This window comes from Streptomyces sp. NPDC004838 (assembly GCF_053600955.1).
On record NZ_JBSGAW010000014.1, the window covers coordinates 166,015 to 190,249 of the forward strand.

Consider the following 24,235-nt stretch of genomic DNA (forward strand, 5'->3'; position numbering starts at 1 on the left):
CGCGGGCAAACTCGCGGGTAAGTCCGCGGCCGGGCAGGGCGGCCGGTCCGGCGAGCAGCCCTTCGCCGAGCCCGCGGACCGGCCCGTCGGCCGGCGCGGCGGCAGATCCGGCGATCCGGCTGCCAGACGTACGGTCATCACGGGCATCGGAGTCGTCGCCCCCAACGGGATCGGCGCCGACGCCTTCTGGAAGTCGACGCAGGAAGGCATCAGCGTCCTCGACCGGATCAGCCGCGACGGCTGTGAGCAACTGCCGCTGCGCGTCGGCGGGGAAGTGCGCGACCTCGACCCCGGCGCGGTCGTCGAGCAGCGCTACCTCGTACAGACCGACCGCTTCACCCACTTCGCGATGGCGGCCGCCGACCTCGCCCTCGCCGACGCCCGGCTCGGCCGGGCCGACTACGAGGACTCGCCCTTCGCCGTCGGAGTGGTGACCGCCGCGGGATCGGGCGGCGGCGAGTTCGGCCAGCGCGAGCTCCAGCAGCTGTGGGGCCGGGGCTCGCGCTTCGTCGGCCCGTACCAGTCCATCGCCTGGTTCTACGCGGCCAGTACGGGCCAGATATCGATCCGCGGCGGCTTCAAGGGGCCGTGCGGTGTGGTGTGCAGCGACGAGGCCGGTGGTCTCGACGCCTTCGCGCACGCCGCCGGGGCGATCGCGCGCGGCACCGACGCGGTCGTCGTCGGCTCCGCGGAAGCGCCGCTCGCGCCCTACTCGGTCGTCTGCCAGCTGGGTTACGAGGACCTGAGCACCTGCGACGACCCGGCCCGCGCCTACCGGCCCTTCACCTCGGACGCCTGCGGCTTCGTCCCCGCCGAGGGCGGCGCGATGCTCGTCGCCGAGGAGGAGTCCGCGGCGGTGCGGCGCGGGGTGCGGCCACGGGCGTACGTGGCGGGGCACGCCGCCACGTTCACCGGTCCCTCCCGGTGGCCCGAGTCGCGGGAAGGGCTGGCCGTGGCGATCCGCGCCGCGCTGAAGGACGCCCGCTGCGCGCCGGAGGAGATCGACGTGGTCTTCGCCGACGCCCTCGGAACGCCGGAGGCCGACCGGGCCGAGGCGCTGGCCCTCGCCGACGCCCTCGGCCCGCACGGCGGACGGGTGCCGGTCACAGCCCCCAAGACCGGTATCGGACGGGCGTACTGCGGCGGTCCGGTTCTCGATGTGGCCGCGGCGGTCATGGCCATGGAACACGGCCTCGTACCTCCGACGCCGAACGTGTTCGACGTCTGCCACGACATCGACGTCGTCACCGGTCAGGCCCGCCGGGTACCGCTGCGCACGGCACTGGTGCTGAGCAGGGGGCTCATGGGGTCGAACGCGGCGCTGGTGCTGCGTAGCGGGGCCCCCGTCTGACGCGGGGCCCCGCAGGGCCCGGCCCTCATCCGCCGCCGGTGGCCGGCCCCACCGGCGGCCCCGGCACCGACAGGCCGGGCCCACCCGACCTTCACGACTAAGGAGCACGTCCCATGGACACCCTGACCTCCTACGAACTGGGCGACCTGATGCGGAAGAACGCCGGCATCGCGGTCGACCCGATCGCCCTGGCAGACCACCCGGACACCCCCTTCGAGGAGTACGGCCTGGACTCCCTGGGCCTTCTCGGCATCGTCGCCACGCTGGAGAACCAGTACGGCCGGCCGATGCCGCAGGACGCGGAGCGGTGCAAGACCCCCCGCGAGTTCATCGACCTCGTCAACAACACCCTCACCAAGAGCGGAGCCTGAAGTGCCCGGACACACCGAGAACGAGATCACCGTCGCCGCACCCCTGGACCTCGTCTGGGAGATCACCAACGATCTGGAGAACTGGCCCCAGCTCTTCAGTGAGTACGCGTCGGTGGAGATCCTGGACCGCAAGGGCGACACGACGACCTTCCGGCTGACCATGCACCCCGACGAGAACGGGACGGTGTGGAGCTGGGTCTCGGAGCGCACCCCGGACCGTGAGAACCGCAAGGTGCGCGCCCGCCGCGTCGAGACCGGCCCCTTCCAGCACATGGACATCCACTGGGAGTACTCCGAAGTGCCCGGCGGCACGAGGATGCACTGGCGGCAGGACTTCGCGATGAAGCCGGACGCGCCGGTCGACGACGACTGGATGACCGAGAACATCAACCGGAACTCGAAGGTCCAGATGGCTCTGATCCGGGACAAGATCGAGGCACGCGCCAAGGTCTCCGGACGAGCGGGGAGTCCGCGATGAGCCCTTCGGCCGTCTCGCCCCACCGGGCGCTGATCGTGGCGAGGATGGCGCCGGGTTCGGCCGACGGGATCGCGGAGCTATTCGCCAAGTCCGACGACGGCGAGCTGCCCCACCTCGTGGGCGTCACTCGGCGCAGCCTGTTCCAGTTCGGTGATGTGTATCTGCATCTGATCGAGTCGGACCGGCCGCCCGGTCCGGCGATCGCCCAGGTGACGGAGCATCCCGACTTCCGGGACCTCAGCGACCGGCTGACCGCGTTCATCAGTCCGTACGACCCCGCCACCTGGCGGAGCCCCAAGGACGCGATGGCCCGTCAGTTCTACTGCTGGGAACGCGACTGACGCCGGACCCGGACCCGGACCCGCACACGCGGACGCCCCGAAGTTCTCCTCGTGGAGGCTTCGGGGCGTCGGCCGGTCCGGACGCGTATGCCGCTCATCCGGGAACCACGGACTCGAACGCGTGGAGATACGCGTTCACCGGACGGATCTCGCCGACGGGAAGCCCCGCCCTCGTCATCCGGTCCACCATGCTCTCCCTGGTGTGCTTCGCTCCGCCCACGTTCAGCAGCAGGAGCAGATCCATGGCGGTGGTGAACTTCATCGACGGGGTGTCGTCCACGAGGTTCTCGATCACGACGACCCGCGCGCCGGGGCGGGCCGCCGCGACGATGTTCCGCAGCGTGCTGAGGGTGCTGTGGTCGTCCCACTCCAGAATGTTCTTGACGATGTACAGATCCGCGCTCACCGGGATCTCACGGCGGCAGTCGCCGGGCACGATGCCGGTCCGCGAGGCCAGCGGCCCGCCGTCCCGCAGCCGTGGATCGGCCTTCGCCACCACATCCGGCAGATCGAGCAGCGTGCCCCGCAGGTCGGGGTGCTTCTCCAGCAGGCTGGCCAGCACATGCCCCTGGCCGCCGCCGATGTCGGCGACCGACGAGACGTCCTTGAGGTCGAGCAGTTCGGCGACGTCCAGCGCGGACTGCTTGCTGGAGGTGGTCATGGCCCGGTTGAACACCTGCGCGGAGTCGTGCGCGTCCTGGTGCAGATACTCGAAGAAGCCCTTGCCGTACAGCTCCTGGAAGACGTTGTCCCCGGAGCGCACGGCGTCGTCGAGACGCGGCCACGCGGCCCAGGTCCACGGTTCCGTGCACCACAGGGCGATGTAGCGCAGGCTCTGCGGATCGTCCTCGCGCAGCATCCGCGACATATCGGTGTGGGCGAAGGTGCCGTCCGGGCGTTCCTTGAAGATGCCGTAGCAGGAGAGCGCGCGCAGCAGCCGGCGCAGCGGCCGCGGCTCGGCGGTGACGGCCGCGGCGAGCGACTCGACGGTGGCGGGCGCGTCACCGAGGGCGTCGGCCACGCCGAGGCGTGCGGCCGCCCGGACGGCGGCGGCGCACGCCGCCCCGAAGACGAGTTCGCGCAGGCGCATCGCCGGGGGAGGGGCGGTGTCGACCGAGACGGTCTGGACGGGTCGGGTGCTCAGAGTCGTCATCGGCACATTCCCGCCGGTTCGGAGGCCCCGCACACATTGCCGGTGAAGGTGTTGCCCTTGCCGGGGCCGCGGTGGACCAGGTCGGCCTTGCGGTTGCCGGTCACCTGGTTGTGCTCGATGACGTTGTCGTCGTTGGTCGCGCCGACGAAGCTCTTCGCCAGCACGATGCCGCCGGACATGGGCGCGCTGCCCACGTTCTCCGAGATCCTGTTGTTCCGGATGACCGTGGCGTCGGAGCCGGTGAGGACGATTCCGGAGCCCTGGATCGCGGGCAGCCTGGGAGTGGCCGGGCAGAGCTTGTTGTTCTTGTGGATGTCATTGTTCCGGATGGTCATCGCCCCGGCCGCGGGCTTCGACTCGTCGCTGACGACGAAGATCCCCGCGCAGTTTCCGGAGATGTCGTTCTCGCGGGCGGTGAGATTCCGGACGCGCTTGATGTTGATGCCGACGCGGTTGCGTACCAGCTCGTTGTTGGCGACGACCGTCCCGAGGGTGTCGGTGGCCCCGCCCTCCTCGCCGACGGTGTTGGCGAGGAAGACGCCGGCGTCGCGGTTGTCCCGGGAGGCGTTGTCGCGGATCGAGGCACGCGTGGACTTCTCCAGGGAGATCCCCCAGGTGCCGTTCTTCTCGGCGGTCACCTGGCGGACGGAGAGCCGGTCGGTACGGGACGCCCAGAGACCGGCGGCGGCGAACCCGGTCACCTTCAGGGAGCGGATGGAGACCCCGCGCGCGTTCGCGCCCTCGGTGCCGGTCACACAGATGCCGTTGCCCTTCTGCGCACAGGCGTTGACGGCCCGGACGGCCCGCTTCCGGCCGGCGATGGGCGTGGGCGAGGGCGTGACGGCGATCGGGGCGGGCATCAGCACGGTCCCGGGACCCGCGCCGCGCAGCGTCAGACCCTCCTTGGTGATCTGGACGCTCTCCCGGTAGACGCCCGGCCTGATGAGCACCGTGTCACCCGGCCGCGCGGCGTCGACGGCCACCTGGATCGACCCACCGGGGTACACGATGTGTCTGGCCCCGCCATGGGGGACGGAGACGGCCGCGGCGGGGGCGGCGGCAGCGAGCCCGGAGGCCATGACGGACGCGACGCCGACGAGGCATCCGATCCGTCGTCGCGCGTGCGGCGATCTGTGGTTTTTTTGGTAATTCGTCATGGGCCGAAGCTATGGGCGATCCATGGACCTTGCCACACGGAGAAAGCAGATGGATACAGGGTGTGGTGCGACCGGGTTCATTTCCGTCCGACCCCGTGGTGTCGTCTCCCACGCCCGCGTGGGACGGCTTGCGTCGGCTTGCTGGGGCAGTCCCACCCGACTGGTCTACGAAGCGCCCGCGCCGGGCCGCGCCGGGCCGCGCCGGGCCGTGCCGGGCCGTGCCGGGCCGGGCCGTGCCGGGCCGGGCCGTGCCGGGCCGGGCCGTGCCGTGCCGACCCGCGCCGACCCGCGCCGACCCGCGCCGGGCCCGCGTCGGCCTTCGTGGTCGGCCACCGTCCACCCGCCCGGCCCGGTCCGGCCCCACCCGCCCGGTCTGCGGGGAGCCGGTACCCCGCCGTGTGGGGCCTGCATGGGGCTGTCCGGTCGGTCCGCGTCGGCTCACGGGGCCCGGTCCGCGTTGGTGCACCCGGCCCGAATTCGCCCGCCCGGCGGGACCGCGTCCACCCATCCGCCTGGTTCCGCGGAGAGCCCGTGCCGGGCCCACGGCGACCCGCGTCGGGCTCGCGGCGACCCACGTCAGCCCCGCGGCGACCTGCCCGGTCGGCCTTGGGCGCGGTCGGCCCGTATCCGCCTCGCGGAACCCCGTATCCGCACCGCGGCCCCCGCACTCGTTGGCTCTCACTCCGAGCTAACCTGGCCGTATGGGCTGTTCCGGGCCCTCGGCCGAGCTGGGTGAGCTGCTGGCCGGCATTCACCGGCTGGTACGGCGTACGCTGCGCGGCGGACTGCCGGGACCGCCCCTGCGCGACGCACAGGTCGAACTGCTGAAGCTCGTCCGCGACAGCCCCGGCATCCGGGTCTCGGCGGCGGCGCGGGAGCTGCGTCTCGCGGGCAACTCCGTGTCCACGCTGGTCCGGCAACTCGTCTCCATGGGGCTGCTGGTCCGAGAACCCGACCCCCGTGACGGTCGCGCGGCGCTGCTGACCGTGACCCCGGAGGCGGCCCGCCGCCTCCGCGAGTGTGAGGACCGCCGGGCCGCTCTCCTCCAAGACCGGCTCGCGCTCCTGACCGAAGCGGACCGGGCAGCCCTCGCGGCGGCCGTGCCCGCGCTCCGCAGGCTGGCCGAGAATCTGCGCCAGGAGGCGCCACAGCCATGATCACCACCGCTCCCGCCGCCATCGACTGCACGGGGCTGGTCTACAGCTTCGGCGACACCCGCGCGGTCGACGGCGTCGACTTCACCGTCGAGCCCGGCGAGGTCTTCGGACTCCTCGGCCCCAACGGCGCGGGCAAGACCACGGCGATCCGGGCCATCACCACCCTGCTCCCGGTGCCCGCCGGGATGATCCAGGTCTTCGGCCACGACGTCGCCCGCGAGCCGATGCCGGTGCGGCGGCTCCTCGGCTACGTCCCCCAGCAACTCTCCGCCGACGCGGCCCTGACCGGGCGGGAGAACGTCATCCTCTTCGCCAGGGTGTACGACGTCCCGCGCCGCGAACGCGCGACGCGCGTCGGCCAGGCGCTCGACGCGGTCGGCCTCACCGACGCCGCCGACCGGATGGTCGCGACGTACTCCGGCGGCATGGTCCGGCGCCTGGAACTGGCGCAGGCGCTCGTCAGCGCCCCCCGGCTGCTGATCCTGGACGAGCCGACGATCGGGCTCGACCCCATCGCCCGTACGAGCGTGTGGGAGCGGCTCACGGAGGTGCGGCGGGCCACCGGCATGACCGTACTGGTGACCACGCACTACATGGACGAGGCCGACCAGCACTGCGACCGCCTGGCGATGATGCACCTCGGCCGGATCCGCGCGCTCGGCACCCCCGTACAGCTCACCTCCGAACTGGCCCGACCCGGCGAGGAGGAGCCCACCCTGGAGGACGTGTTCCGGCACCACGCCGGGAGCGGCCTCGACGACGATCAAGCGGGAGGGGAGTTCCGCGATGTGCGCAGCACCCGCCGCACGGCGTCCCGACTCGGCTGACACGGTTCCCCGGAACACGGACACCCGGAACGCGGCCACCGGGACGGCCGGTCGCCCCCGGACGGCCGGTCACGGTCCGGGAGCCGGTCAGGGGCAGGGGCTCGTCAAGGGACCCCGCGGTACCGGGACCGGTGACCGTCCGGTCGTGCCGTACACCCCGCCCCGCCCGCGCACCGGCTGGGCCGTGCTGCCCTCCCGTGTCGTCGCCATGTGCGCCGTGGAACTGCAGAAGCTCCGCCACGACCGGACCGAGCTGTACACCAGGGCGGTGCAGCCGGCGCTCTGGCTGCTGATCTTCGGAGAGACCTTCACCCGGATCCGGGCGATCCCGACCGGGAACGTGCCGTATCTCGACTTCCTCGCACCGGGGATCATCGCGCAGTCGGCCATGTTCATCGCCATCTTCTACGGCATCATGATCATCTGGGAGCGGGACGCCGGCGTGCTGAACAAGCTGCTCGTCACCCCCACGCCCCGCGCCGCCCTGGTCACCGGCAAGGCGTTCGCCGCCGGGGTGAAGGCGCTGATCCAGGCGGTCGTGGTCATCGTCATCGCCGCCGCCCTCGGCGTGGCCCTGACCTGGAACCCGCTCAAGCTGCTGGGCGTCGCGCTGGTGGTGGTGCTGGGGTCGGCGTTCTTCTCCTGCCTGTCGATGAGCATCGCGGGCATCGTGCTCACCCGCGACCGGCTCATGGGCATCGGTCAGGCGATCACCATGCCGCTCTTCTTCGCCTCCAACGCGCTCTACCCCGTCGCCCTGATGCCGGGCTGGCTCCAGGCGGTGAGCCGGGTCAACCCGCTCAGTTACGAGGTCGACGCCCTGCGCGGTCTGCTGATCGGCACCCCGGCGCATCTCCCGCTGGACTTCGGGGTGCTGTGCTTCGCCGCGGTGGTGGGCATCAGCGCGGCGTCCGGCCTGCTGGGCCGTCTCGCCCGCTGACCATCACCCGCCCCGGCCCTGGTCGCGGGAACGGCCCGCCATGTCACCCCGCGCGGGGAGCACCTGAAAGGCTCCCCGCGCGGGGTGGGATCAGGAGGCGGCCAGCGCGCGGACGGCGCGGATCAGGGCCGCGTTGTCGGGGGCGTCGGTGCCGTCGGGCAGATCCGTGCCGTCCTCGAAGCCGATACGGGTCTGGTGACCGTCCTCGATGGCCGCGCGGACCAGGGGCCAGACCGTCGGGCCGTCGCCGTGGTACAGGATCGGGCAGGTCACGCCCGCCTCCCGGATGCGCGCGGCCATGGCGCGCGCCGCCGCCACCGACTCGGCCGGGTCCTCCTCGACCGGCTCGATGAGGATACGGACGTTGTCGTGCAGGGTCGGCGAGGCCAGCAGCGCCGGGACGTCGTCCATCGTCCACACCGCGCTCTCCAGCACCATGCCGCGCTCCACGACGAGCGACGCGGTCTCGGCCGCGCCCTCCTCGCAGAAGGCGACGGACGCGAAGTCCGGCAGCACCTCCCACGACTTGACCAGCTCGAACCGCTCCTCGGGGCCGGAGCAGGTCCACAGGCCGGTGGTGGTGCCGACGACCGCGTCCGGGGCGACTTCGCGGATCGCGGAGAGGACCTCGGCGAGGGCGTCGGGGCGGATGGTCTGTCCGCCGTCGGCCGTACGGACATGGAAGTGGACGACGTCCGCTCCGGCGGAGACCACCGCGAGGGTGTCGGCGGCGATCTCCGCCGGGGTGACCGGGACAGTGGGGTGCTCGGCCTTGGAGCGCCCGCCGTTGACGGCGGCTTTCAGAAACACGGTGGTCCTTTCAGGGTGGAACACAGAAGATCGTGCGGGGGAGTGATGAACGCGGCCGGAACAGGTGCCGCGCGGCAGCGCGAGGGAGCCTCCCGGCGCGGGCGCCGGAGCACCGCCGCGACGCGGTGACGCGGCGGCGGCGTCGCTTCAGGCGACTGCTTCGGGTAGCTGCGGGTGGCTGCTTCAGGCAAGGCAGTCGCTTCGGGCAGTCCCTTCAGCGCAGCCGCTTCAGCGCAGCCGTTGAAGCGACTCGGTGGCGCCGGTCAGCGAACCCAGCGGCTTGCCCTCCCACAGCTCAGCCACCAGTGCCGGCTCCTCCGCGTCATCCGCCAGCGCCTCGTCGATGACGGCGGCGAGCCGTGCGGCCGGCGCGATGATCACGCCGTTCGCGTCACCGAGCACGATGTCACCGGCCTGGACCGGGACACCGCCGCAGGCGACCGGGGCGCACAGGGCCCCGTCCGCGATGCCGTGCAGCTTGGTGGTCAGCGGTGTGCGCCCGTACGCGTACACCGGCAGGCCGACCTTCCGCAGCGCGTCGATGTCGGTGCAGAGTCCGTCCACCACCGCGCCCGCCGCACCACGGGCGGCCAGCGCGTTGACGACGACCTCGCCGAGCGGCGCATGGCGGCGGTCGCCTCCGCAGTCGACGACGACCACGTCACCGGGGCCGACGAGCCCGGCCGCATGGTGCAGCATCGTGGAGTCGGTGGCGGTGATACGGACCGTCACGGCACGGCCCACCAGCTTCTGCGTCCCCGCCATGCGCTGGAGCAGCGGATCGCAGAATCCCTCCTCCAGGTAGTGGCCGAGGGTCGGGAAGTCCACCTTCCCCAGCTTCTCGACGAGTTCCCCGTCGAGCGGGGCGGGCAGTGGGCGCATATCGAGTGGCATGACGGGGCTCACCTCGGTCCGATGATGATGCGGCGGTTGCGGAGCACCGGGAGAACTGTGCGGGCCTCGTCGATCCGGTCCTTGTCGGCGTCGACCACGAGCATCGCCCGCTCCTCCTCGCCGAGCGCCGAGCGGACGACGCCCAGCGGGTCGACGGCCATGCTCATCCCGATGCAGTCGGCGGTGGTGAGCGAGGAAGCCACCACCCAGCAGGTGTTCTCGATGGCGCGGGTGCGCAGCAGGGTGGTCCAGTGGTCCTCCTTGAGGGGACCCTTGACCCACGCCGCCGACACCGACAGCAGATCGGCGCCCATCTCGATCAGGGAGCGGGTGAACTCCGGGAAGCGGACGTCGTAGCAGTTGACCAGGCCGACGTTGAAGTCGCCGATGCGGACGACGACCGGCCCGGTGTCACCGCGCTGGACCTGCTGCGACTCCTTGTAGTTGAAGGCGTCGTAGAGGTGCATCTTGCGGTAGAGGCCCAGCACCTCGCCGCCCGCGTCGACCGCGGCGATGGTGTTGTACGGGAGCGCCGTGCCGCTGTCCTCGTAACCGGGCGCGATGATCGCGATGTTGTAGGCGGCGGCGATCCGGGAGACGCCTTCGAGGAAGGCGGGCCAGTGGGCCTCGGCGAGTTCGCGGAGGGGGAGGGCGGAGGGGGAGTCGGAGGGAACCATCGACTCTTCGGGGAAGATGACGAGTTCGGCCCCCGCCGCGGCGGCGTCTCGGGTCATCTCCTCGATGACCACGAGATTGGCCGCCGCGTCGGCGGTCGGGGCGAACTGGACTGCGGCGACCTTCACGGCCGTGTCTCCTTGCTGGGTTGGGAAGTCTCGAAGGGCCCGTACGACATGTGCGACATATGCGGCCCATGGGGCCCGTGCGGCTCGTACGAGGGGAGGAGGGCGGCCCGGCGCGCTGTCCGGGTCGCGGCGGCTCCCGTGCGATGGGCCGGATGGATCCGATGGATCCGATGGATCCGATGGACCCGATGGGCCGGGTGGACCGGCCGTGCGCGGCCGGTCATTCGGCCAGCACCCTTGAGCGCCGCGGGTCCCAGCCGGCCCGCACCGGCTCGCCGACGGCCAGGCCGCTGTGGTCCGCGCCCCGCGCCTCGGCGACGAAACCGGCGCCGCTCGTGAGCGTGAGGTGGTAGCGGGTGGCGTTGCCCAGGTAGACGATCTGCTCCAGGGTGCCTTCCAGTACGACCGCGCACTCCGTCAACTCGGCCTCGGTACGGGCGAGCCGCACGTTCTCCGGGCGTACGGCCAGATGCACCTCGGAGCCGTCGGCCAGTCCATGGCCGTCCGGAACCGCCAGATTCCCCAGCCCCTCCACACCCAGCCGCCCGCCGGCCAGCCGGCCGGTGAGGAAGTTGGAGGTGCCGATGAAGTCGGCCACGAACCGGGTCGCGGGCCGCTCGTAGATCGCCTCCGGGCTGTCCACCTGGAGCACCCGCCCGCCATCCATGATCGCGATGCGATCGGACATGGTCAGCGCCTCCTCCTGGTCGTGGGTGACCGTCACGAAGGTGACCCCGACCTCGCGCTGGATCTTCTTCAGCTCCAGCTGCATCTCGGCCCGCAGCTTCTGGTCGAGAGCGCCCAGCGGCTCGTCCAGCAGCAGCAGCGAGGGACGCGCGATCAGCGCCCGCGCGATGGCGACGCGCTGCCGCTGCCCGCCGGAGAGCTGCGAGATGGCCCGGTCCCCGTACCCCTCCAGCCGTACGAGAGCGAGCGCGTCGTCGACGGCGGTCGCGATCTCGGCCTTGGAGCGGGACTTGCGCACCTTCAGTTCGAAGGCGACGTTGTCGCGCACATTCAGATGCGGGAACAGGGCATAGCTCTGGAAGAGCATATTGAGGTCGCGCTTGTGCGGCGGCACTCCGGTGGCGGGAACCCCGCCGAGTTCGACGGTGCCCTCCGTGGGCGCCTCGAAGCCGGTGATCATGCGCATCAGCGTGGTCTTGCCGCAGCCGGACGGGCCCAGGATGGAGAAGAACTCGTTGCGCCGGATGTCGAGCGTCACATCCCGTACGGCGTGCGTGCCGCCGAACGCCTTGCCCACCCCGGTCAACCGCACCGCCGGCGCCGCGGTGGCCTGCGGCGCCACGGCCGCTGTCGTGTCAGCTGTCATGTCAGGACGCCTTGACCTTGGTCCAGCCCTGCTGGAAGTACTTCATCGCGGTGCCGGGGTCGAGCAGGAAGTCCGCGTTCTTGATGGCCTCGTCGGAGGCGTACACCGCCGGGTTCTCGAGCGCCTTCTTGTCCTTGACGAAGTCACGGGCCTTGGCGTTGGTGCTCGCGCTGCCGCCGTCGTCCGTCGCCATCGCGGCGATCTCGGGCTGGAGCAGGAAGTTGATGAACTCGTACGCCGAGTCCGTGTTCTTCGCGCCCTTGGGGATGGAGAGCCCGTCCGTCCAGATCGAGCCGCCCTCCTCGGGGATGACGTAGTGGACGTTCGGGTTGGCCGCGACGACCTTGGCCATCGCCGTACCGCTCCACGCCTCGGCCGCGCACGCCTGCCCGGTGGACAGGAGCTGCGGGTAGTTGGTCGAGTTGTAGCCCGCGAGGATCTTCTTCTGCTTCTGGAGCGCGTCGGTGGCGGCCTTGATCTCGCCCTCGTCGGTGCTGGTGGCGCGCGAGCCGGTGACCTGGAGGCCCGCGATGTACGCCGCCAGCATGTTGTCCAGCATGTAGATCTTGCCCTTGTACTTCTCGTCGAAGAGCGTCTTCCAGCTCGTCGCCGACGGGATGCACTTGTCGTTGTACGCGAAGCCGGTCGTGCCCCAGATCCACGGAACGCTGTACTTGTTGCCCTCGTCGTACGACGGGTTGCGGAACTTCTCCGCGAGGTTGTCCAGCCCCTTGATCCGGGAGTGGTCGAGCGGCTGGATCAGCTTCTGGCCGATGAGCTGCTGCACGCTGTACTGGCTGGGCTCGACCAGGTCGTAACCCGCGGAGCCCGAGCTGAGCTTGGCGGTCATCGTCTCGTTGCTGTCGAACGTGTCGAGGGTGACCTTGATGCCGGTCTCCTTCTCGAACTTCTTCACCACCGACTCGGGGATCTCCCCGGCCCAGGCGTAGATGTTCAGCTCCTTGCCGCCGCCGCCCGAGGCGGAACCGGAGTCGGAGCCGCCGCAGCCGGTGGCGAGCAGCGCGGTGACGGTGGCGACGGAGACGGCGAGGACACTTCTGGAGACGGTTCTTGCGCGCATGAGGGCGGTGCCTTTCGTACGGAGGAGAAGCCGGGATTCAGCCGGAGGAGAAGCCGGGATTCAGCCGGAGCAGAGGAGCCGGGAGTCAGCCGGGGTGGCCGCTGGGCGAAGGTGGACGCCGGGCGAACACCGTGCGGGGGAAGGGATCGGAACGTCAGGAGCGGTCGCCGCCGAGGAGAACCCGGCGCATCTGGCGCAGCCCCACGCCGAGGATGATCAGCAGGGTGAAGAGGACGAGCAGCGTGCCCAGCGCGTTGATCTCGGGCGTCAGACCGCCCTTGAGCATCGAGTAGACGCGGAGCGGGAGCGTGGTGCTGCCGATGCCGTTGGTGAAGGTCGACATCACGATGTTGCCGAAGGAGATGGTGAAGCTGAGCAGCCAAGCGGCCAGCAGGGGCTGGCGCAGCAGCGGCAGCGTCACCCGGCGGAACGCCTGCCAGGCGTTGCATCCGAGGTCGGCGGCTGCCTCCTCCAGCGAGGAGTCCAGTGCGTTGTACGCGCCGAGGACGATCAGGGCCGCGTACGGCAGGGTCACCACCAGATGCCCGAGGACCAGGGTCGTCATGCCCAGGTCCGCGCTCATCGCTCCGAAGACCGAGAGCAGGGCCACGCCCAGCACGATCTCCGGGATGATCAGCGGCAGGAACAGACCGCCGGAGAACACCGCCTTCCACTTGGACCGCAGCCGGGACATCCCCATCGCGGCCAGCAGTCCGCAGGCGGTGGCGAGGGTCGCGGAGATCAGGGCGGTCTCCGCGCTCACCTGGAGCGCCGCCAGCAGTTCGGTGTTGTCGGCCAGCTTCCCGTACCAACGGGTGCTGAATCCCTCCCACTTGTAGGTGACCTCGGAGTCGTTGAACGACAGCACGACGACCACGACGATGGGGATGTACAGGAAGGCGATGACACCGCGGGCGAGCCAGGCGGTCACCGTGTCGAGGGCGTGCTTCATGCCGACTTCCTCCTCAGCCGCCGGGCGGCCAGTCCGAACACCGCCATCGAGGCCACCATCAGCACCAGCAGGACCACGGAGGCCGCGGCACCCATCGGCTGGTTACGGAACTCGGTGTAGAGGGTCACGATGAGATTGCCGACCAGTTGGTCGCGCCCGCCGCCGAGCAGCACGGGGATCACGAAGACGCCGAGGGTCGGAATGAAGGTGAGCAGCGCCGCCGCGAGCATGCCGGGCCGGGCGATGGGCAGCAGCACTCGGGTGTGCACCCGCCACCAGCCGCAGCCCAGGTCACGGGCGGCCTCGCCGAGCGAGTTGTCCACGCTGCGCAGCGACGCGTAGATCGGGAAGATCGCGGTCGGCAGGAACGCGTACACCAGGCCGATGAACGACGCTCCCTGGCTGGGAATCCACTGGGTGTTCCCGTCGGTGAGACCGATCGCGTCGGTGAGGCTGTTCACCGGGCCGCCGGGGCTCAGCAGGTTGATCCAGGCGAACGTCCGGACCAGGAAGTCCGTCCAGAACGGCACGATGATCAGCAGGAGCAGCAGCATCTGGCGCTGCGGGGAGCGGCCCGCGAGGTAGTACGAGACCACATAGCCGAGCACCAGGCAGACGACCGTGTTCAGGGCGGCCATGCCGAGGCTGTAGCCGAAGACCTTCAGGTAGATCGGATCGAGGAGGTCCTGGTAGTTGGCGAGCGTGTAGCCGCCCTGGATTCCGCCGTACGCGTCCGCCGAGGCGAAGCTGTTGCGGACCACCAGCAGCAGCGGTACGAGCACCAGCCCGATCACCGTGATCCCGGCGGGCGCGAGCAGTGCGGTGGTCACGGCGGCACGCCGGACCCGCGGCTCCTTGGCGGGACCCTGCCCCGGTTTCGCGCGCGCCGTCCCGGCGGTGGCGGTGACCGTCACCGGGCCGTCCGCCGACACGTCCGGTCGGGGGGAGGGGTGGTCTGCATGTGCTGATCTCCTTGTCCGGGGGTGCGGGGTCGATGGAGACAGCGTCGGTTAACAAGCCAGTGGCCGAAAAGATGAAGCTGGAACGAATCCCGTGGAAACGTGCTTGGATTTCCACGCATCTCGTAGCAGGGGAGGGCTGTGACCGACGACATTGACGGCCGGGGGATGATGGCTGGATACAGCAGCCATCGGTTCGGAGGTGCCCGGTGATCGACGACCTGGACCGGCAGATCATCGACCAGCTGCGGGTGGACGGACGCCGTTCATTCGCCGAGATCGGTCGTACGGTCGGCCTTTCCGAGGCGTCCGTGCGCGCCCGGTACCAGCGGCTTCAGCGCAAGGGCGTCCTACAGGTCGTGGGCATGACCGACGCGGTCCGGATGGGCGAGATGGAGGTCCACCTCGCGGTGCGCGTCCACCACATCCCGGTGGCCCTGGTCGCGCGAGAGCTCTCCCGGATGCCGGAGGTGCGGTACGTGGCCTCCTGTGTCGGACCGTACGACCTGATCGTGGACGTGCGCTGCCGCGACCTCGAACACCTCGCGGAACTGCTCACCGAACGCGTCCGCCGGGTCAACGGCGTGGCACACGCCGAGGCCCTGACCGTGCTGGAGGTCATCAAGGACTCGTATCTGTGGGCGGGCTTCCGGGAGGTGCCGGTACGCGCGGGGGAGCGGATCATTCCGGGCTGAGCCGGGCCTGGGCCGCGCCTGGGCCGAGCCTGGGCCGTGACCGGCTTGCGCTCGGTTTGTGGTCGGCCCGCGTCCAGGCCCGCGCGGCTCGTGACCGCGCCCTGTCCCGCGCGGCTCGTGACCGCGCCCGGACCACGTGTGGATCACGGCCCCGCCGGGTCCCCCAGACCGTGACCGCGCCCGGCGTGCGGGCCGGTGACGGCCCCCACCCGCGTCACTCCTCGGCGACGCCCTGTCCCACCGCGCTGGCCAGACCGCTCCACGAGTAGTCCTTGAACAGCTCCAGCAGGAGAAGCACCTGCACGCGGGAGACCCCCGGCAGCATCCGGATGTCGTCCAGCAACTGGACGAGCTGCGCCTGATCGCGGCAGGTCCCCTCCAGGAAGATGTCCTGACTGCCCGCGCAGAGCGCCACATGGTTGATCATCGGCATTCCGGAGAGCGTCTTCGCCACCGCGCGCGGGGTCAGGTCCCGTACCCGGATCATCAGCCGCACCGACTGATGCCCCATGGTCATCGGGTCGCAGAGCGCGACGATCCGCAGCACCCCGCTCTCCTGGAGCCGTGCGACCCGCTGCCGCACCGTGGCCTCGGAAACCCCGAGCTCACGGGCGAGAACGGTGTAGGGCGTCCGGCCGTCGCGGGTCAGTGCGCGGGTGATTCCGCGGTCTATATCGTCTAGCACACCCCCAACCTTGACATGCCAGTCAAATCCGGCGGTTCTCCTTCGTTCTCCTCGGCCGGTCCGCGCCCGGCGCGCCCGGCGCGGGCGGCGGAGGCCGGGCGGGCGGCGGCGAGAACGTGTCCGCCGAGCGGCGGCGCCGCAGCAGCGGGTCGGGGACACCCTGGGGCGAACCGCGCCGTGAAAAGCATCGTCGCCCACCCCGTGTCGAGCTTCTGTCGCGGGAGCGCCGATCCCGGCGGAAGAAGCCGCCGCGCGATTCGTGAACGTGCTGATCGCCTCGTGAACGTACTGAACGGGTGATCAGCATCACGAAGCCCCCGCGCTCGTCGCCCCGTGGGGTGGCGGGTGCGGGGACTTCCTCCGTCCCCGTCGGCTCCGGAGGAAGGGAGCCGGCGGGGCTCGGGGCGCGCGGTTCTACAGTTCGGTGGACCGGGCGAGAGTGACCAGTCCGGCGAACGCGGCGGGGGTGACTATGAGGATGGGGCCGGTCGGGGTCTTGCTGTCGCGGACGAGGACCACACCGGTGGCGGCTGCGTAGGCGGGAGCCCACTCGATGCACTCGCCGCCGTTCGGGCCGCTGTAGCTGGACTTCGCCCAATCCACTGCGCCTGGGTGCGGAAGGTTGATCATGACGTGCACTCCTCAAGTATCTTCCGGATACGGGACAGGGATTCGCTCTGGCCAAGTGCTTCTGCTCGCAGACGATCGTATGTCTCAACGGCGGCGGCCGTGATCTTGGGTGTGCTTTGCGGTCGTCCTCCGTGCGGACCTTCGGCATGGAGCACGGTAGGCGCGTCCTCGAAAGCGAGCAGTGTGAACGGTGCGTCAGTCGCCGGGACGCTGGTGAATGGCATGAACTGAAGGGTTACATTCGGCCGCTCGGCGTCTTCAAGTAGTCGTTTCAGCTGGCGTGCCATGATCCCGGAACCTCCCGTCATGACCCGTAGACAGGCTTCGTGGAGCACAACCCACAACACGGGAGGAGCTGGATCGGTGCGGTCGAGGACTTCCCGCCTGCTGGCGCGCTCCATCACCTTGACCTCGATTGTGGACGAAGAGAAGCGGGACGGTCCTCTCTCGTAGAGCGCCCGTGCGTATTCGGGGGTCTGGAGCATCCCCATCACGTAAAGCGTCGAGTAGGTGAAGATCCTTGACGCCCTGCGTTCGTGCTGGAGATACGGCACGAACCATGACGGATGGTCTCCCTGCACCGCGCTTTGGCGCTGCCGAACCATCATCGTCCCGGTCCCGAAGGCGCGGTCACACCCTTCGGCGAACTTGGCGCTCGGAACGATCTTGCCGCGCTCCACCTTGGAAACGTAAGCACCTGAGTAGCCAACGGCCTGTCCCAGCCCCCGGACACTCATCCTGCGGGCGACGCGCATCTCTCGTACGTCGACGCCAAAGGTTTCAACGGGAGTTAACGCATGCGGTTCGTTGCTGTCGTCCACTGCCCTGACCTCCGATTTTTCCGCTGAGCATAGATCGAACTTCGATTCGAGCTGTTGAATTTATGGATTTAACAGCGCTGAGCGTGGGGTTAGTTGTGCTCATCTAGTCACCCAGCTAAACCCGGTGACTACATGAGAGGGTCACGGTGAACATGACTACTACGGGCGGCCCTGTCCGAGTGGACGACTTCGTTGACCTGGTCGTACGGCTACGAGCAGAGCTTCAGGTTCTCACTGAGCTGCTCGAACGGGTCGTGGCTATCGCCATCGGCGGATGGTCCCCGGCGTTCCGAACCATGGTGAACGGCCTGTTGAATGATCTCGTGAGGTACTGGAAACAGTCCGCCCACACGGTCGCCATTCGTCCTGGCGAGGTGTCATGAGTGGCGAACTGGCCGTCGGATCCGTTGTGTTCGACACCGTGACCGGGGTCGTGGGGGTGGTCATGGAGGTCTGCGGTACGCGGTACGCATTGCGTCCGGTGCGGGGCGGGCGGGAGTGGGATGCGGTGCGTGAGGATATCCGGCCCGCAACGACCGCCGAATCGCTCCGGCCAGCTCTGGCGGAGCGGAATGCTCACAGCAGCCGGTGGGGAGCGGTGACATGACGACTTCTCGTACCTTCCGTCACCTGCTCTGGACGCTCACGCATGTGGAGTCCGAGGGTGCCTGGGTGCACATCGAGTGCGTGTCCGGTACTCCGCCGTGCGGGGCTGAGGCGGAGCCTGGGGGCAGTGTGCGGGGGCTCACTGTGGACGACGGTGAGGCATGGGCGGAGTATCACTTCCGGCGGACCGGGCACCGGCGATACGCGCGGACCGTGTGCGACACGTTGCAGTGGGACCCACCTGTTGGTACCGACCCGCGCACTTTCCCCGGTGTGACCACATGACACCGGCCGACACCCCGGCCGGGGCGCGGTCCTACCGGGCCGAGGTGCCCGCCGAGGGAGTGGTGAGCGGCAGTGGGCAACGGGTCCGCGTGGTGCTCGACGCGTTCGCCAGTCCGTATCCGAGGCGGGTTCTGCGGTGGATGCGGGGCCAGGCGTTACGGCTGGCGAACGGACTTGACCCCGACCCCGCGGCAGGCCCGATCGCGGTCGTGACCGGCCAGGCGGCGAGCACGTACACGCCGCTGTAGTCGCTCACGGTCAGCACGAACGGGCCCCCGTTCTTCAACTGGCCGAGCGCCGCGCGTAGTTCGCTGCCCGAGGCCGACCACGCGTTCTGCTACGCGGGGAGCAGGGCACCCGCAGCCTCGACAACCCCGACGACCAGGGACCATCCCCGCGTGCGCGGGGAGCAGCGGACGGACCGGGGCAGCCGGGCGGGGGAGCTGGGACCATCCCCGCGTGCGCGGGGAGCAGTGACCGCACAACAGGTGGGCTCTCTGCGAATCGGGACCATCCCCGCGTGCGCGGGGAGGCAGACTCCGTGACCTGGGGCGTTAGCAGTGGGCGGCGTCGTATTCGAGTAGTTTCACTGAAACGGTCAAATGGGTCATAGTTGCCAACTGTGTGCATTGTGGAGCGAGTTGGGTGGACAGCGTAGTTGTGGCAGCTGGTTGTCGCATGAGTTTTCCCAATTAAACGCTGTGGCTGATGATTAGAGTGTATTCATCTGGCATGGCGAGTGGCGCGGAACCTGGTTCGGGGCTCGGCGTGCGGCTGGTGGGTTCGGCGCGGAGTGTGTGGGCCAAGCACGACCGGGATACCGAGAGTTGGCTGCCGTTGTGGCGGCACATGGAGGACAGTGCCGCGGTGGCGGGGCTGTTGTGGGACAGATGGATTCCGGAGAGTGTCCGCAGGCTGATCGCTGGATCTCTGCCGGGCGGTGCCGGGGACGCGCGGGCTCTGCTGGTGTGGCTGGCGGCTGTGCATGACATCGGGAAGGCGACCCCGGCTTTCGCCTGCCAGGTCGAGGCGCTGGCCTACGACATGCGGGCGGCGGGTCTGGAGATGCGGACGCAGCGTCAGTTCGGTCAGGACCGCCGGATCGCGCCGCATGCCCTAGCCGGCCAATTGCTGCTCGGGGAATGGCTGGAGGAACGGCACGGCTGGACCGGACGGGAGGCGGGGCAGTTCGCGGTCGTCGTCGGCGGCCATCACGGGGTGCCGCCGGACCACGGGCAGATCAAGGCGCTGGACGACCGTCACCATCTGCTGCGTACACCCGGACCCGGACGGGGGGTGTGGCGGCGGGTGCAGGGCGAGTTCCTGGATGCGTGCGCGGACGAGTACGGGGTGCGTGAGCGACCCGGCGCGTGGCGCGGGGTGAAGCTGCCGCAGCCGGTGCAGGTCCTGCTCACCGGCCTGGTGATCGTCGCCGACTGGATCGCTTCCAACCCGGACCTGTTCCCGTACTTCCCGCAGGAAGAGCACCGTACGGGCGAGGAGCGCGTCGCCGCCGCGTGGCGAGGTCTCGAACTACCGGCTCCGTGGCGGCCGGAGGAGCCCGCCGAGAGTGTGGAGGAGTTGTTCGCCGGCCGGTTCGACCTGCCGCCGGGGGCCGGGGCGAGGCCGGTGCAGGAGGCCGCGGTGCGGGTGGCGCGCGCCATGCCCGCGCCTGGGCTGATGGTGATCGAGGCGCCGATGGGGGAGGGGAAGACGGAGGCGGCCCTGGCGGTCGCCGAGGTGTTCGCCGCGCGTTCGGGTGCGGGCGGCGTGTTCTTCGCGCTGCCCACGATGGCGACGGGGAACGCGATGTTCCCCCGTCTGCTGGACTGGCTCGGTCACTTACCCCGGCAGGCCGGCGATCGATCCGTGCTGCTCGCGCACTCCAAGGCCGCTCTCAACGAGGAGTACGCCGATCTGATGCGCGACAGCCGACAGCGGATCGCGGCAGTGGACATGGACGCGCCGGTTCACCGGCGGCGGCCCTCACAGGAGGCGGGGGCCGCCACGGCCGGGCTGGTGGCACATGCCTGGCTGCGGGGCAGGAAGTCCATCACATCCGCCGCAAGGACGGTGAACCCACCAAACGCACAGCACATCTGACGCCTACTCACCAGATGCGATGGCTCCTCGACACAGGGCGGCAGGCCCGCGCGGGGTTCCGAATCACCGAGAAACCGGAGAACGAACGGCTGCTGCCCGGCGGCACGACGCACTCGTCGAAGACCGAACACCACGGCGACCGCTACGAACTGGCCGTCCGGGACCAGCGGTCCCTGTCGTTCTCGAAGTCGCGCGACGACCGGGCGTCGAAGCGAGGCCCGGTCAGCCTCGTGACGGTGACCTTCGACGGCCGTCTGGAGGTCACCGACCCACAGGCCCTGCGCCGCACTCTCACCCAAGGGCTCGGCAAGGCGAAGGCGTACGGCTGCGGCCTGATGACGCTCGCCCCTCAGCCGGCCTCCGCCGAGGCCGGGCACCACCGGTGACGACCGTCGGAAAGCGCACCGCGCTCACCCCACGTCACCTCACCCGCACCGGTGAGCGTCTCTCCTTCGTCTACCTCGAACGCTGCACGGTGCACCGGGACGCCAACGCGATCACCGCCGAGGACGCCGACGGCACCAGGCACATTCCGTCCGCCACCATCGGCACCCTTCTCCTGGGCCCCGGCACCCGCATCACCCACCAGGCGATGAGCGTCCTGGGCGAGATGGGAGCGGCCGTCGCCTGGGTGGGCGAGCACGGCGTGCGCTACTACGCGGGCGGCCGAGCCCTGACCAGATCCGCCGCACTCGCCGAGGCCCAGGCCGCCCAATGGGCCAGCGTCCGCTCCCGAGTCGCCGTCGCCCGCGCCATGTACCGCCTGCGCTTCCCGGCCGAAGACCCCGCCGGACTCACCCGCCACGAACTCCTGGGCCGCGAGGGCACCCGCGTCAAGGACTGCTACCGCGCCCAGGCCCGGCGTACCGGAGTCCCCTGGAACGGCCGGCAGTACACGCCGGGCGACTTCACCAGCGGCGACCCGGTCAACCAGGCCATCACGGCGGCGGCCCAGTGCATGTACGGCATCGCGCACGCGGTCGTCGCCTCCCTCGGCTGCAGCCCCGCTCTCGGCTTCGTCCACTCCGGCCACGAGCTGTCCTTCGTCATGGACATCGCCGACCTCTACAAGACCGAGATCGGCATACCGCTGGCCTTCGACATCGCGGCCGAAGACGACGAGGACGTCGGCCCCCGCACCCGCAGAGCCCTGCGCGACCGGATCAACGAGACGTCTCTGCTGGACCGGTGCGTCAACGACATCAAGCACCTGCTCCTCCCGGACGGTACGGAGCCCGACGAACGGGACCGCGTCACGCTGCGGAGCGACGGCGACCGCGAAGTGGCGGCGGGACGCAACTACGGCGACGCGGCGGCCCTCTGGTGACCGTCATCGTCCTCACCAACTGCCCGCCCGGCCTCCGCGGATTCCTCACCCGCTGGCTCCTGGAGATCTCCTCCGGCGTCTTCATCGGCAACCCTTCGGCACGTATCCGAGACGTCCTCTGGGACGAGGTACAGCAGTACGCCGACCAAGGCCGGGCCCTGCTCGCCCACACCACCAACAACGAACAGGGCTACACCTTCCGCACCCACGACCACGCCTGGCACCCGGTCGACCACGAAGGCATCACCCTGATCCTCCGCCCGAACGCCGAGACACGAACGCCGGCCACGAGCGGTCCAAAACCCGGCTGGAGCAAGGCATCCCAGCGCCGGCGGTTCGGTAGACGATGAATGGGGTGGATTTGCGCGGATTGCCGGAATCGATGAAAGTGCTCGAGAACGAGGCTCGACCTCCCTAACACTGCAGGTCGCCGAGCGTGCTCCCCGCGCCCGCGGGGATGGTCCCCCGTTCCGGTCGGGGATGTACGCCTGACCGAGGTGCTCCCCGCGCCCGCGGGGATGGTCCCGATGTCACTGTCACCCGGCGGGGCGGGTCCAGGTGCTCCCCGCGCCCGCGGGGATGGTCCATCCGGGAATCCTTCCGATTCCTGCCGCCAGTCGTGCTCCCCGCGCCCGCGGGGATGGTCCTTCATGAACAGGCTGCTCGCGCACGCCGCTACCGTGCTCCCCGCGCCCGCGGGGATGGTCCCAAACTCGGCACATACGCCCATCCACCCCGTGCGTGCTCCCCGCACCCGCGGGGATGGTTCCTTCTCCCGCGCCGGCTCACTCAGTCCGGACGGGTCCGGGAGCGGCTTGCCCAGCTCTACCCTTTCACGGTGGGGCACAACGTCTCCCGGCCCGTACGGGAGGCTCGGGACAGTATCCGCGACCTGCTGGCGACCTGACTTGAGGAGCAGACGGATGGCGACTCTTGCCGTGACCGGTCACATGAACCTGACCGAGGAGAGCATCCCGCTCGTGCGGGCTGGGCTGCGTGCCGTGCTGGCCCGGTACGGCGGCGACCTGACCGGGGTCTCCTGCGTCGCCGCCGGGGCCGACGCGCTGTTCGCGCAGGAGGTCGTGGAGGCGGGCGGGCGCCTGGTCGCCGTGATCCCGTCGCAGGACTACCGGGCGGTCAAGGTGAAGCCGGACCATGCCCCGGTGTTCGACGGGCTGGTCGCGGCTGCCGGCGAGGTGGTGGTTCTGCCGCACGCGACGGCGAGCCGGGCGGCGTACGAGGCGGCGAACGCGGAATTGCTGGCTCGTGCGGACCGGCTCGTCGCGGTCTGGGACGGCACCCCTCCCTCGGGCAGGGGCGGTGGGACCGCGGACACCGTCGAAGAGGCGTGCAGAGCCGGAATTCCGGTGGACGTGGTGTGGCCGGACGGCGCCGCCCGCGCGTGAACCGCAGGCTGCGCCCAGCACGGCGAACGACAGCGGTCAGGTGGCCCCATCCGCGGCGGCGATGTGATGGCCTGCATTTGTAGGGTGCCAAGGGTCGGCGAAGTAGGCTCGTGCCCATGGGTGCGTTCCTGCCGTTCCTGATCGTGACCGGGTTCCTTGCCGCGGCCACGGGCTTCTTCGCGTGGCTGGCGTCACGTATCCGTCGCCGGGGTCTCGCGGGCGGGGCCATGAGTGCGGCCTTGGCCTCGTACGAGGAGGCGTTCCGTATCACGGCTCACGAATCTCATATCGAGATCCGAGCTCAAGCGGAGCGCAAGGCGCCGGTCTTGTCGCCTGACGATCACTGGGGGCGAGGTCCTGGCGAAGCCGGTCCTGCGGGGGCAGAGGATCGTGGATCGCTTCAGTCACGTCCTCGCCGGTCGCGAGGGGGACTTGGCCGCTGGGTCGATCGACTGAGGCGCGGTCGCTGACCAGTGGACACCGTGCTGTTGGCGGCGGGAGCAGTCGTCGCGCTGGGCGTCGCCGTGTTCCTGACGGATCGGGTTCTGCTGGCGATGGAGGCTCGGGGCTGGGTCTACTGGCGCAAGACCAAGGGCTTGTCCTCCATCGGTGTCGATCTCATCCAGGAGGGCGACCCCGGGGCCCAGGCCGCCAAGCGCGCTATGGACCAGGAACGCGTGCGCAAGAACGTCAGGCCCGCGGAAGACCCGCCCGTCAAGGTGGACTTGGACGCCGGTACGGTCCGCATTCGCCGTACCGGACACGATGGACGGGAACAGGCACCTCCACCCTGACGACCTCCTGATGCCGACAGGCGCGGCCCCTGCGGAGGAAGAGCCTGGTGTGACGTGAAGCTCTGCGGTGGCCCTTCCCGCTGAGCGGGAACTACCCCCTTGGGGTGGAGGAGACCCTTGGGGTGGAGGAGACCATCGTCTGCGCTGGGACCGGGCCGTGATCCGCGTCAACTGGAGGCGGAGGCACGTACGTCCGGGGGATGTCGGCTGCCCGCGTCCGGTCTGCAACGTCGCCGGGCCGATGATGTTGTCCGGCCGGTGCCGGAGGAACTGGCC

The 24,235-nt window shown here is 70.1% G+C and carries 26 protein-coding genes, 2 pseudogenes and 1 CRISPR repeat array; of the genes and pseudogenes, 16 read left to right on the plus strand and 12 right to left on the minus strand.

The features are described from left to right. Positions 1 to 136: 136 nt before the first annotated feature. From ACWEFL_RS18245 to ACWEFL_RS18260, 4 genes are all read left to right on the plus strand, one after another. Complete coding sequence (locus tag ACWEFL_RS18245) at positions 137 to 1,351, plus strand: beta-ketoacyl synthase N-terminal-like domain-containing protein (RefSeq protein WP_451713449.1); 1,215 nt, start codon at positions 137 to 139, stop codon at positions 1,349 to 1,351. A 113-nt stretch (positions 1,352 to 1,464) separates the two neighbouring features. Next, positions 1,465 to 1,722, plus strand: coding sequence for an acyl carrier protein (locus tag ACWEFL_RS18250; RefSeq protein ID WP_451713358.1), 258 nt, complete (start codon positions 1,465 to 1,467; stop codon positions 1,720 to 1,722). Position 1,723: 1 nt separating this feature from the next. After that, positions 1,724 to 2,200, plus strand: coding sequence for an SRPBCC family protein (locus ACWEFL_RS18255; RefSeq protein ID WP_451713361.1), 477 nt, complete (start codon positions 1,724 to 1,726; stop codon positions 2,198 to 2,200). After that, positions 2,197 to 2,541 (plus strand): TcmI family type II polyketide cyclase, encoded by a 345-nt coding sequence (locus ACWEFL_RS18260; RefSeq protein ID WP_451713364.1) that lies wholly within the window; start codon positions 2,197 to 2,199, stop codon positions 2,539 to 2,541. The genes ACWEFL_RS18255 and ACWEFL_RS18260 overlap by 4 nt, the downstream gene beginning before the upstream one ends. 94 nt (positions 2,542 to 2,635) lie before the next feature. On the opposite strand, the gene ACWEFL_RS18265 is transcribed toward ACWEFL_RS18260, so the two are convergent. After that, a complete protein-coding gene (locus ACWEFL_RS18265) occupies positions 2,636 to 3,694 on the minus strand; it encodes a methyltransferase (RefSeq protein ID WP_451713366.1) in 1,059 nt (352 codons plus the stop codon). After that, the gene (locus ACWEFL_RS18270) at positions 3,691 to 4,851 is read right to left on the minus strand and encodes a right-handed parallel beta-helix repeat-containing protein (protein ID WP_451713369.1); all 1,161 of its coding nucleotides are present in this window, start codon (positions 4,849 to 4,851) and stop codon (positions 3,691 to 3,693) included. Before ACWEFL_RS18270 ends, ACWEFL_RS18265 begins: the two co-directional genes overlap by 4 nt. Before the next feature lie 701 nt (positions 4,852 to 5,552). Between ACWEFL_RS18270 and ACWEFL_RS18275 the strand changes: the two genes are divergently transcribed. From ACWEFL_RS18275 to ACWEFL_RS18285, 3 genes are all read left to right on the plus strand, one after another. Further along, positions 5,553 to 6,008: a MarR family winged helix-turn-helix transcriptional regulator gene (locus ACWEFL_RS18275; protein WP_451713371.1), complete on the plus strand. Its 456-nt coding sequence runs from the start codon at positions 5,553 to 5,555 to the stop codon at positions 6,006 to 6,008. Then, the gene (locus ACWEFL_RS18280; RefSeq protein ID WP_451713374.1) at positions 6,005 to 6,835 is read left to right on the plus strand and encodes an ABC transporter ATP-binding protein; all 831 of its coding nucleotides are present in this window, start codon (positions 6,005 to 6,007) and stop codon (positions 6,833 to 6,835) included. The genes ACWEFL_RS18275 and ACWEFL_RS18280 overlap by 4 nt, the downstream gene beginning before the upstream one ends. A 145-nt stretch (positions 6,836 to 6,980) precedes the next feature. Continuing rightward, entirely contained in the window at positions 6,981 to 7,775 is a 795-nt protein-coding gene (locus ACWEFL_RS18285; protein WP_451713377.1) for an ABC transporter permease, read from the plus strand. Positions 7,776 to 7,865: 90 nt separating this feature from the next. Here the strand turns inward: ACWEFL_RS18285 and ACWEFL_RS18290 are convergent, their stop codons facing one another. From ACWEFL_RS18290 to ACWEFL_RS18320, 7 genes are all read right to left on the minus strand, one after another. After that, entirely contained in the window at positions 7,866 to 8,585 is a 720-nt protein-coding gene (locus ACWEFL_RS18290) for a 3-keto-5-aminohexanoate cleavage protein (protein WP_451713380.1), read from the minus strand. 228 nt (positions 8,586 to 8,813) lie between these two features. Then, positions 8,814 to 9,479: an RraA family protein gene (locus ACWEFL_RS18295; protein WP_451713381.1), complete on the minus strand. Its 666-nt coding sequence runs from the start codon at positions 9,477 to 9,479 to the stop codon at positions 8,814 to 8,816. A gap of 8 nt (positions 9,480 to 9,487) precedes the next feature. Continuing rightward, the gene (locus tag ACWEFL_RS18300) at positions 9,488 to 10,282 is read right to left on the minus strand and encodes a carbon-nitrogen hydrolase family protein (protein WP_451713384.1); all 795 of its coding nucleotides are present in this window, start codon (positions 10,280 to 10,282) and stop codon (positions 9,488 to 9,490) included. A 220-nt stretch (positions 10,283 to 10,502) separates the two neighbouring features. Further along, a complete protein-coding gene (locus ACWEFL_RS18305) occupies positions 10,503 to 11,615 on the minus strand; it encodes an ABC transporter ATP-binding protein (protein WP_451713387.1) in 1,113 nt (370 codons plus the stop codon). Between the two features lies 1 nt (position 11,616). Beyond that, positions 11,617 to 12,696: an ABC transporter substrate-binding protein gene (locus ACWEFL_RS18310; protein ID WP_451713389.1), complete on the minus strand. Its 1,080-nt coding sequence runs from the start codon at positions 12,694 to 12,696 to the stop codon at positions 11,617 to 11,619. Positions 12,697 to 12,850: 154 nt separating this feature from the next. Further along, positions 12,851 to 13,648 carry an ABC transporter permease gene (locus ACWEFL_RS18315; RefSeq protein ID WP_451713391.1) on the minus strand — a complete coding sequence of 266 codons (798 nt, stop codon included), beginning with the start codon at positions 13,646 to 13,648 and terminating at the stop codon, positions 12,851 to 12,853. Next, a complete protein-coding gene (locus ACWEFL_RS18320; protein ID WP_451713393.1) occupies positions 13,645 to 14,562 on the minus strand; it encodes an ABC transporter permease in 918 nt (305 codons plus the stop codon). The genes ACWEFL_RS18315 and ACWEFL_RS18320 overlap by 4 nt, the downstream gene beginning before the upstream one ends. A 254-nt stretch (positions 14,563 to 14,816) precedes the next feature. Here ACWEFL_RS18320 and ACWEFL_RS18325 point away from each other — a divergent pair, with 254 nt between their 5' ends. Next, complete coding sequence (locus ACWEFL_RS18325; protein WP_451713395.1) at positions 14,817 to 15,302, plus strand: Lrp/AsnC family transcriptional regulator; 486 nt, start codon at positions 14,817 to 14,819, stop codon at positions 15,300 to 15,302. 214 nt (positions 15,303 to 15,516) lie between these two features. Here ACWEFL_RS18325 and ACWEFL_RS18330 read toward each other — a convergent pair whose 3' ends face one another. From ACWEFL_RS18330 to ACWEFL_RS18340, 3 genes are all read right to left on the minus strand, one after another. Further along, positions 15,517 to 15,987, minus strand: a complete 471-nt coding sequence (locus ACWEFL_RS18330) for an Lrp/AsnC family transcriptional regulator (protein ID WP_451713398.1) — start codon at positions 15,985 to 15,987, stop codon at positions 15,517 to 15,519. A 414-nt stretch (positions 15,988 to 16,401) separates the two neighbouring features. After that, the gene (locus ACWEFL_RS18335; protein ID WP_451713400.1) at positions 16,402 to 16,617 is read right to left on the minus strand and encodes a DUF397 domain-containing protein; all 216 of its coding nucleotides are present in this window, start codon (positions 16,615 to 16,617) and stop codon (positions 16,402 to 16,404) included. Then, entirely contained in the window at positions 16,614 to 17,438 is an 825-nt protein-coding gene (locus ACWEFL_RS18340) for a helix-turn-helix domain-containing protein (protein WP_451713403.1), read from the minus strand. The genes ACWEFL_RS18335 and ACWEFL_RS18340 overlap by 4 nt, the downstream gene beginning before the upstream one ends. A 603-nt stretch (positions 17,439 to 18,041) precedes the next feature. Between ACWEFL_RS18340 and ACWEFL_RS18345 the strand changes: the two genes are divergently transcribed. From ACWEFL_RS18345 to ACWEFL_RS18380, 8 genes and pseudogenes are all read left to right on the plus strand, one after another. After that, positions 18,042 to 18,329, plus strand: a complete 288-nt coding sequence (locus tag ACWEFL_RS18345) for a DUF7848 domain-containing protein (protein WP_451713404.1) — start codon at positions 18,042 to 18,044, stop codon at positions 18,327 to 18,329. Continuing rightward, complete coding sequence (locus ACWEFL_RS18350) at positions 18,326 to 18,577, plus strand: hypothetical protein (RefSeq protein WP_451713407.1); 252 nt, start codon at positions 18,326 to 18,328, stop codon at positions 18,575 to 18,577. Before ACWEFL_RS18345 ends, ACWEFL_RS18350 begins: the two co-directional genes overlap by 4 nt. 484 nt (positions 18,578 to 19,061) lie before the next feature. After that, positions 19,062 to 20,378 (plus strand): annotated as a pseudogene (locus tag ACWEFL_RS18355) (CRISPR-associated endonuclease Cas3''); the annotation flags it as partial. Further along, positions 20,378 to 20,818 (plus strand): annotated as a pseudogene (gene cas6e, locus ACWEFL_RS18360) (type I-E CRISPR-associated protein Cas6/Cse3/CasE); the annotation flags it as partial. The pseudogenes ACWEFL_RS18355 and cas6e, both read left to right, overlap by 1 nt. Continuing rightward, positions 20,815 to 21,759: a type I-E CRISPR-associated endonuclease Cas1e gene (gene cas1e / locus ACWEFL_RS18365; protein WP_451713408.1), complete on the plus strand. Its 945-nt coding sequence runs from the start codon at positions 20,815 to 20,817 to the stop codon at positions 21,757 to 21,759. The pseudogene cas6e and the gene cas1e, both read left to right, overlap by 4 nt. Further along, positions 21,756 to 22,109, plus strand: coding sequence for a type I-E CRISPR-associated endoribonuclease Cas2e (gene cas2e, locus ACWEFL_RS18370; protein WP_451713410.1), 354 nt, complete (start codon positions 21,756 to 21,758; stop codon positions 22,107 to 22,109). The genes cas1e and cas2e overlap by 4 nt, the downstream gene beginning before the upstream one ends. 86 nt (positions 22,110 to 22,195) lie before the next feature. Beyond that, a CRISPR array of direct repeats spans positions 22,196 to 22,528; the repeat unit is 28 nt; unit sequence GTGCTCCCCGCGCCCGCGGGGATGGTCC. 154 nt (positions 22,529 to 22,682) lie between these two features. Then, on the plus strand, positions 22,683 to 23,165 hold the full coding sequence (locus ACWEFL_RS18375; RefSeq protein WP_451713413.1) for a hypothetical protein: 483 nt from the start codon (positions 22,683 to 22,685) through the stop codon (positions 23,163 to 23,165). Between the two features lie 473 nt (positions 23,166 to 23,638). Next, positions 23,639 to 23,959, plus strand: coding sequence for a hypothetical protein (locus ACWEFL_RS18380; RefSeq protein ID WP_451713414.1), 321 nt, complete (start codon positions 23,639 to 23,641; stop codon positions 23,957 to 23,959). Positions 23,960 to 24,235: the final 276 nt, after the last annotated feature.

What these genes read in the sequence shown, in the direction of transcription:
- ACWEFL_RS18250 (WP_451713358.1), top strand. Translation starts at nt 1,465, where the DNA reads ATGGACACCCTGACCTCCTACGAACTGGGCGACCTGATGCGGAAGAAC.
- ACWEFL_RS18260 (WP_451713364.1), top strand. Translation starts at nt 2,197, where the DNA reads ATGAGCCCTTCGGCCGTCTCGCCCCACCGGGCGCTGATCGTGGCGAGG.
- ACWEFL_RS18265 (WP_451713366.1), bottom strand. Translation starts at nt 3,694, where the DNA reads ATGACGACTCTGAGCACCCGACCCGTCCAGACCGTCTCGGTCGACACC.
- ACWEFL_RS18270 (WP_451713369.1), bottom strand. Translation starts at nt 4,851, where the DNA reads ATGACGAATTACCAAAAAAACCACAGATCGCCGCACGCGCGACGACGG.
- ACWEFL_RS18275 (WP_451713371.1), top strand. Translation starts at nt 5,553, where the DNA reads ATGGGCTGTTCCGGGCCCTCGGCCGAGCTGGGTGAGCTGCTGGCCGGC.
- ACWEFL_RS18280 (WP_451713374.1), top strand. Translation starts at nt 6,005, where the DNA reads ATGATCACCACCGCTCCCGCCGCCATCGACTGCACGGGGCTGGTCTAC.
- ACWEFL_RS18295 (WP_451713381.1), bottom strand. Translation starts at nt 9,479, where the DNA reads ATGCCACTCGATATGCGCCCACTGCCCGCCCCGCTCGACGGGGAACTC.
- ACWEFL_RS18305 (WP_451713387.1), bottom strand. Translation starts at nt 11,615, where the DNA reads ATGACAGCTGACACGACAGCGGCCGTGGCGCCGCAGGCCACCGCGGCG.
- ACWEFL_RS18310 (WP_451713389.1), bottom strand. Translation starts at nt 12,696, where the DNA reads ATGCGCGCAAGAACCGTCTCCAGAAGTGTCCTCGCCGTCTCCGTCGCC.
- ACWEFL_RS18315 (WP_451713391.1), bottom strand. Translation starts at nt 13,648, where the DNA reads ATGAAGCACGCCCTCGACACGGTGACCGCCTGGCTCGCCCGCGGTGTC.
- ACWEFL_RS18335 (WP_451713400.1), bottom strand. Translation starts at nt 16,617, where the DNA reads ATGATCAACCTTCCGCACCCAGGCGCAGTGGATTGGGCGAAGTCCAGC.
- ACWEFL_RS18345 (WP_451713404.1), top strand. Translation starts at nt 18,042, where the DNA reads ATGACGACTTCTCGTACCTTCCGTCACCTGCTCTGGACGCTCACGCAT.
- ACWEFL_RS18350 (WP_451713407.1), top strand. Translation starts at nt 18,326, where the DNA reads ATGACACCGGCCGACACCCCGGCCGGGGCGCGGTCCTACCGGGCCGAG.
- ACWEFL_RS18375 (WP_451713413.1), top strand. Translation starts at nt 22,683, where the DNA reads ATGGCGACTCTTGCCGTGACCGGTCACATGAACCTGACCGAGGAGAGC.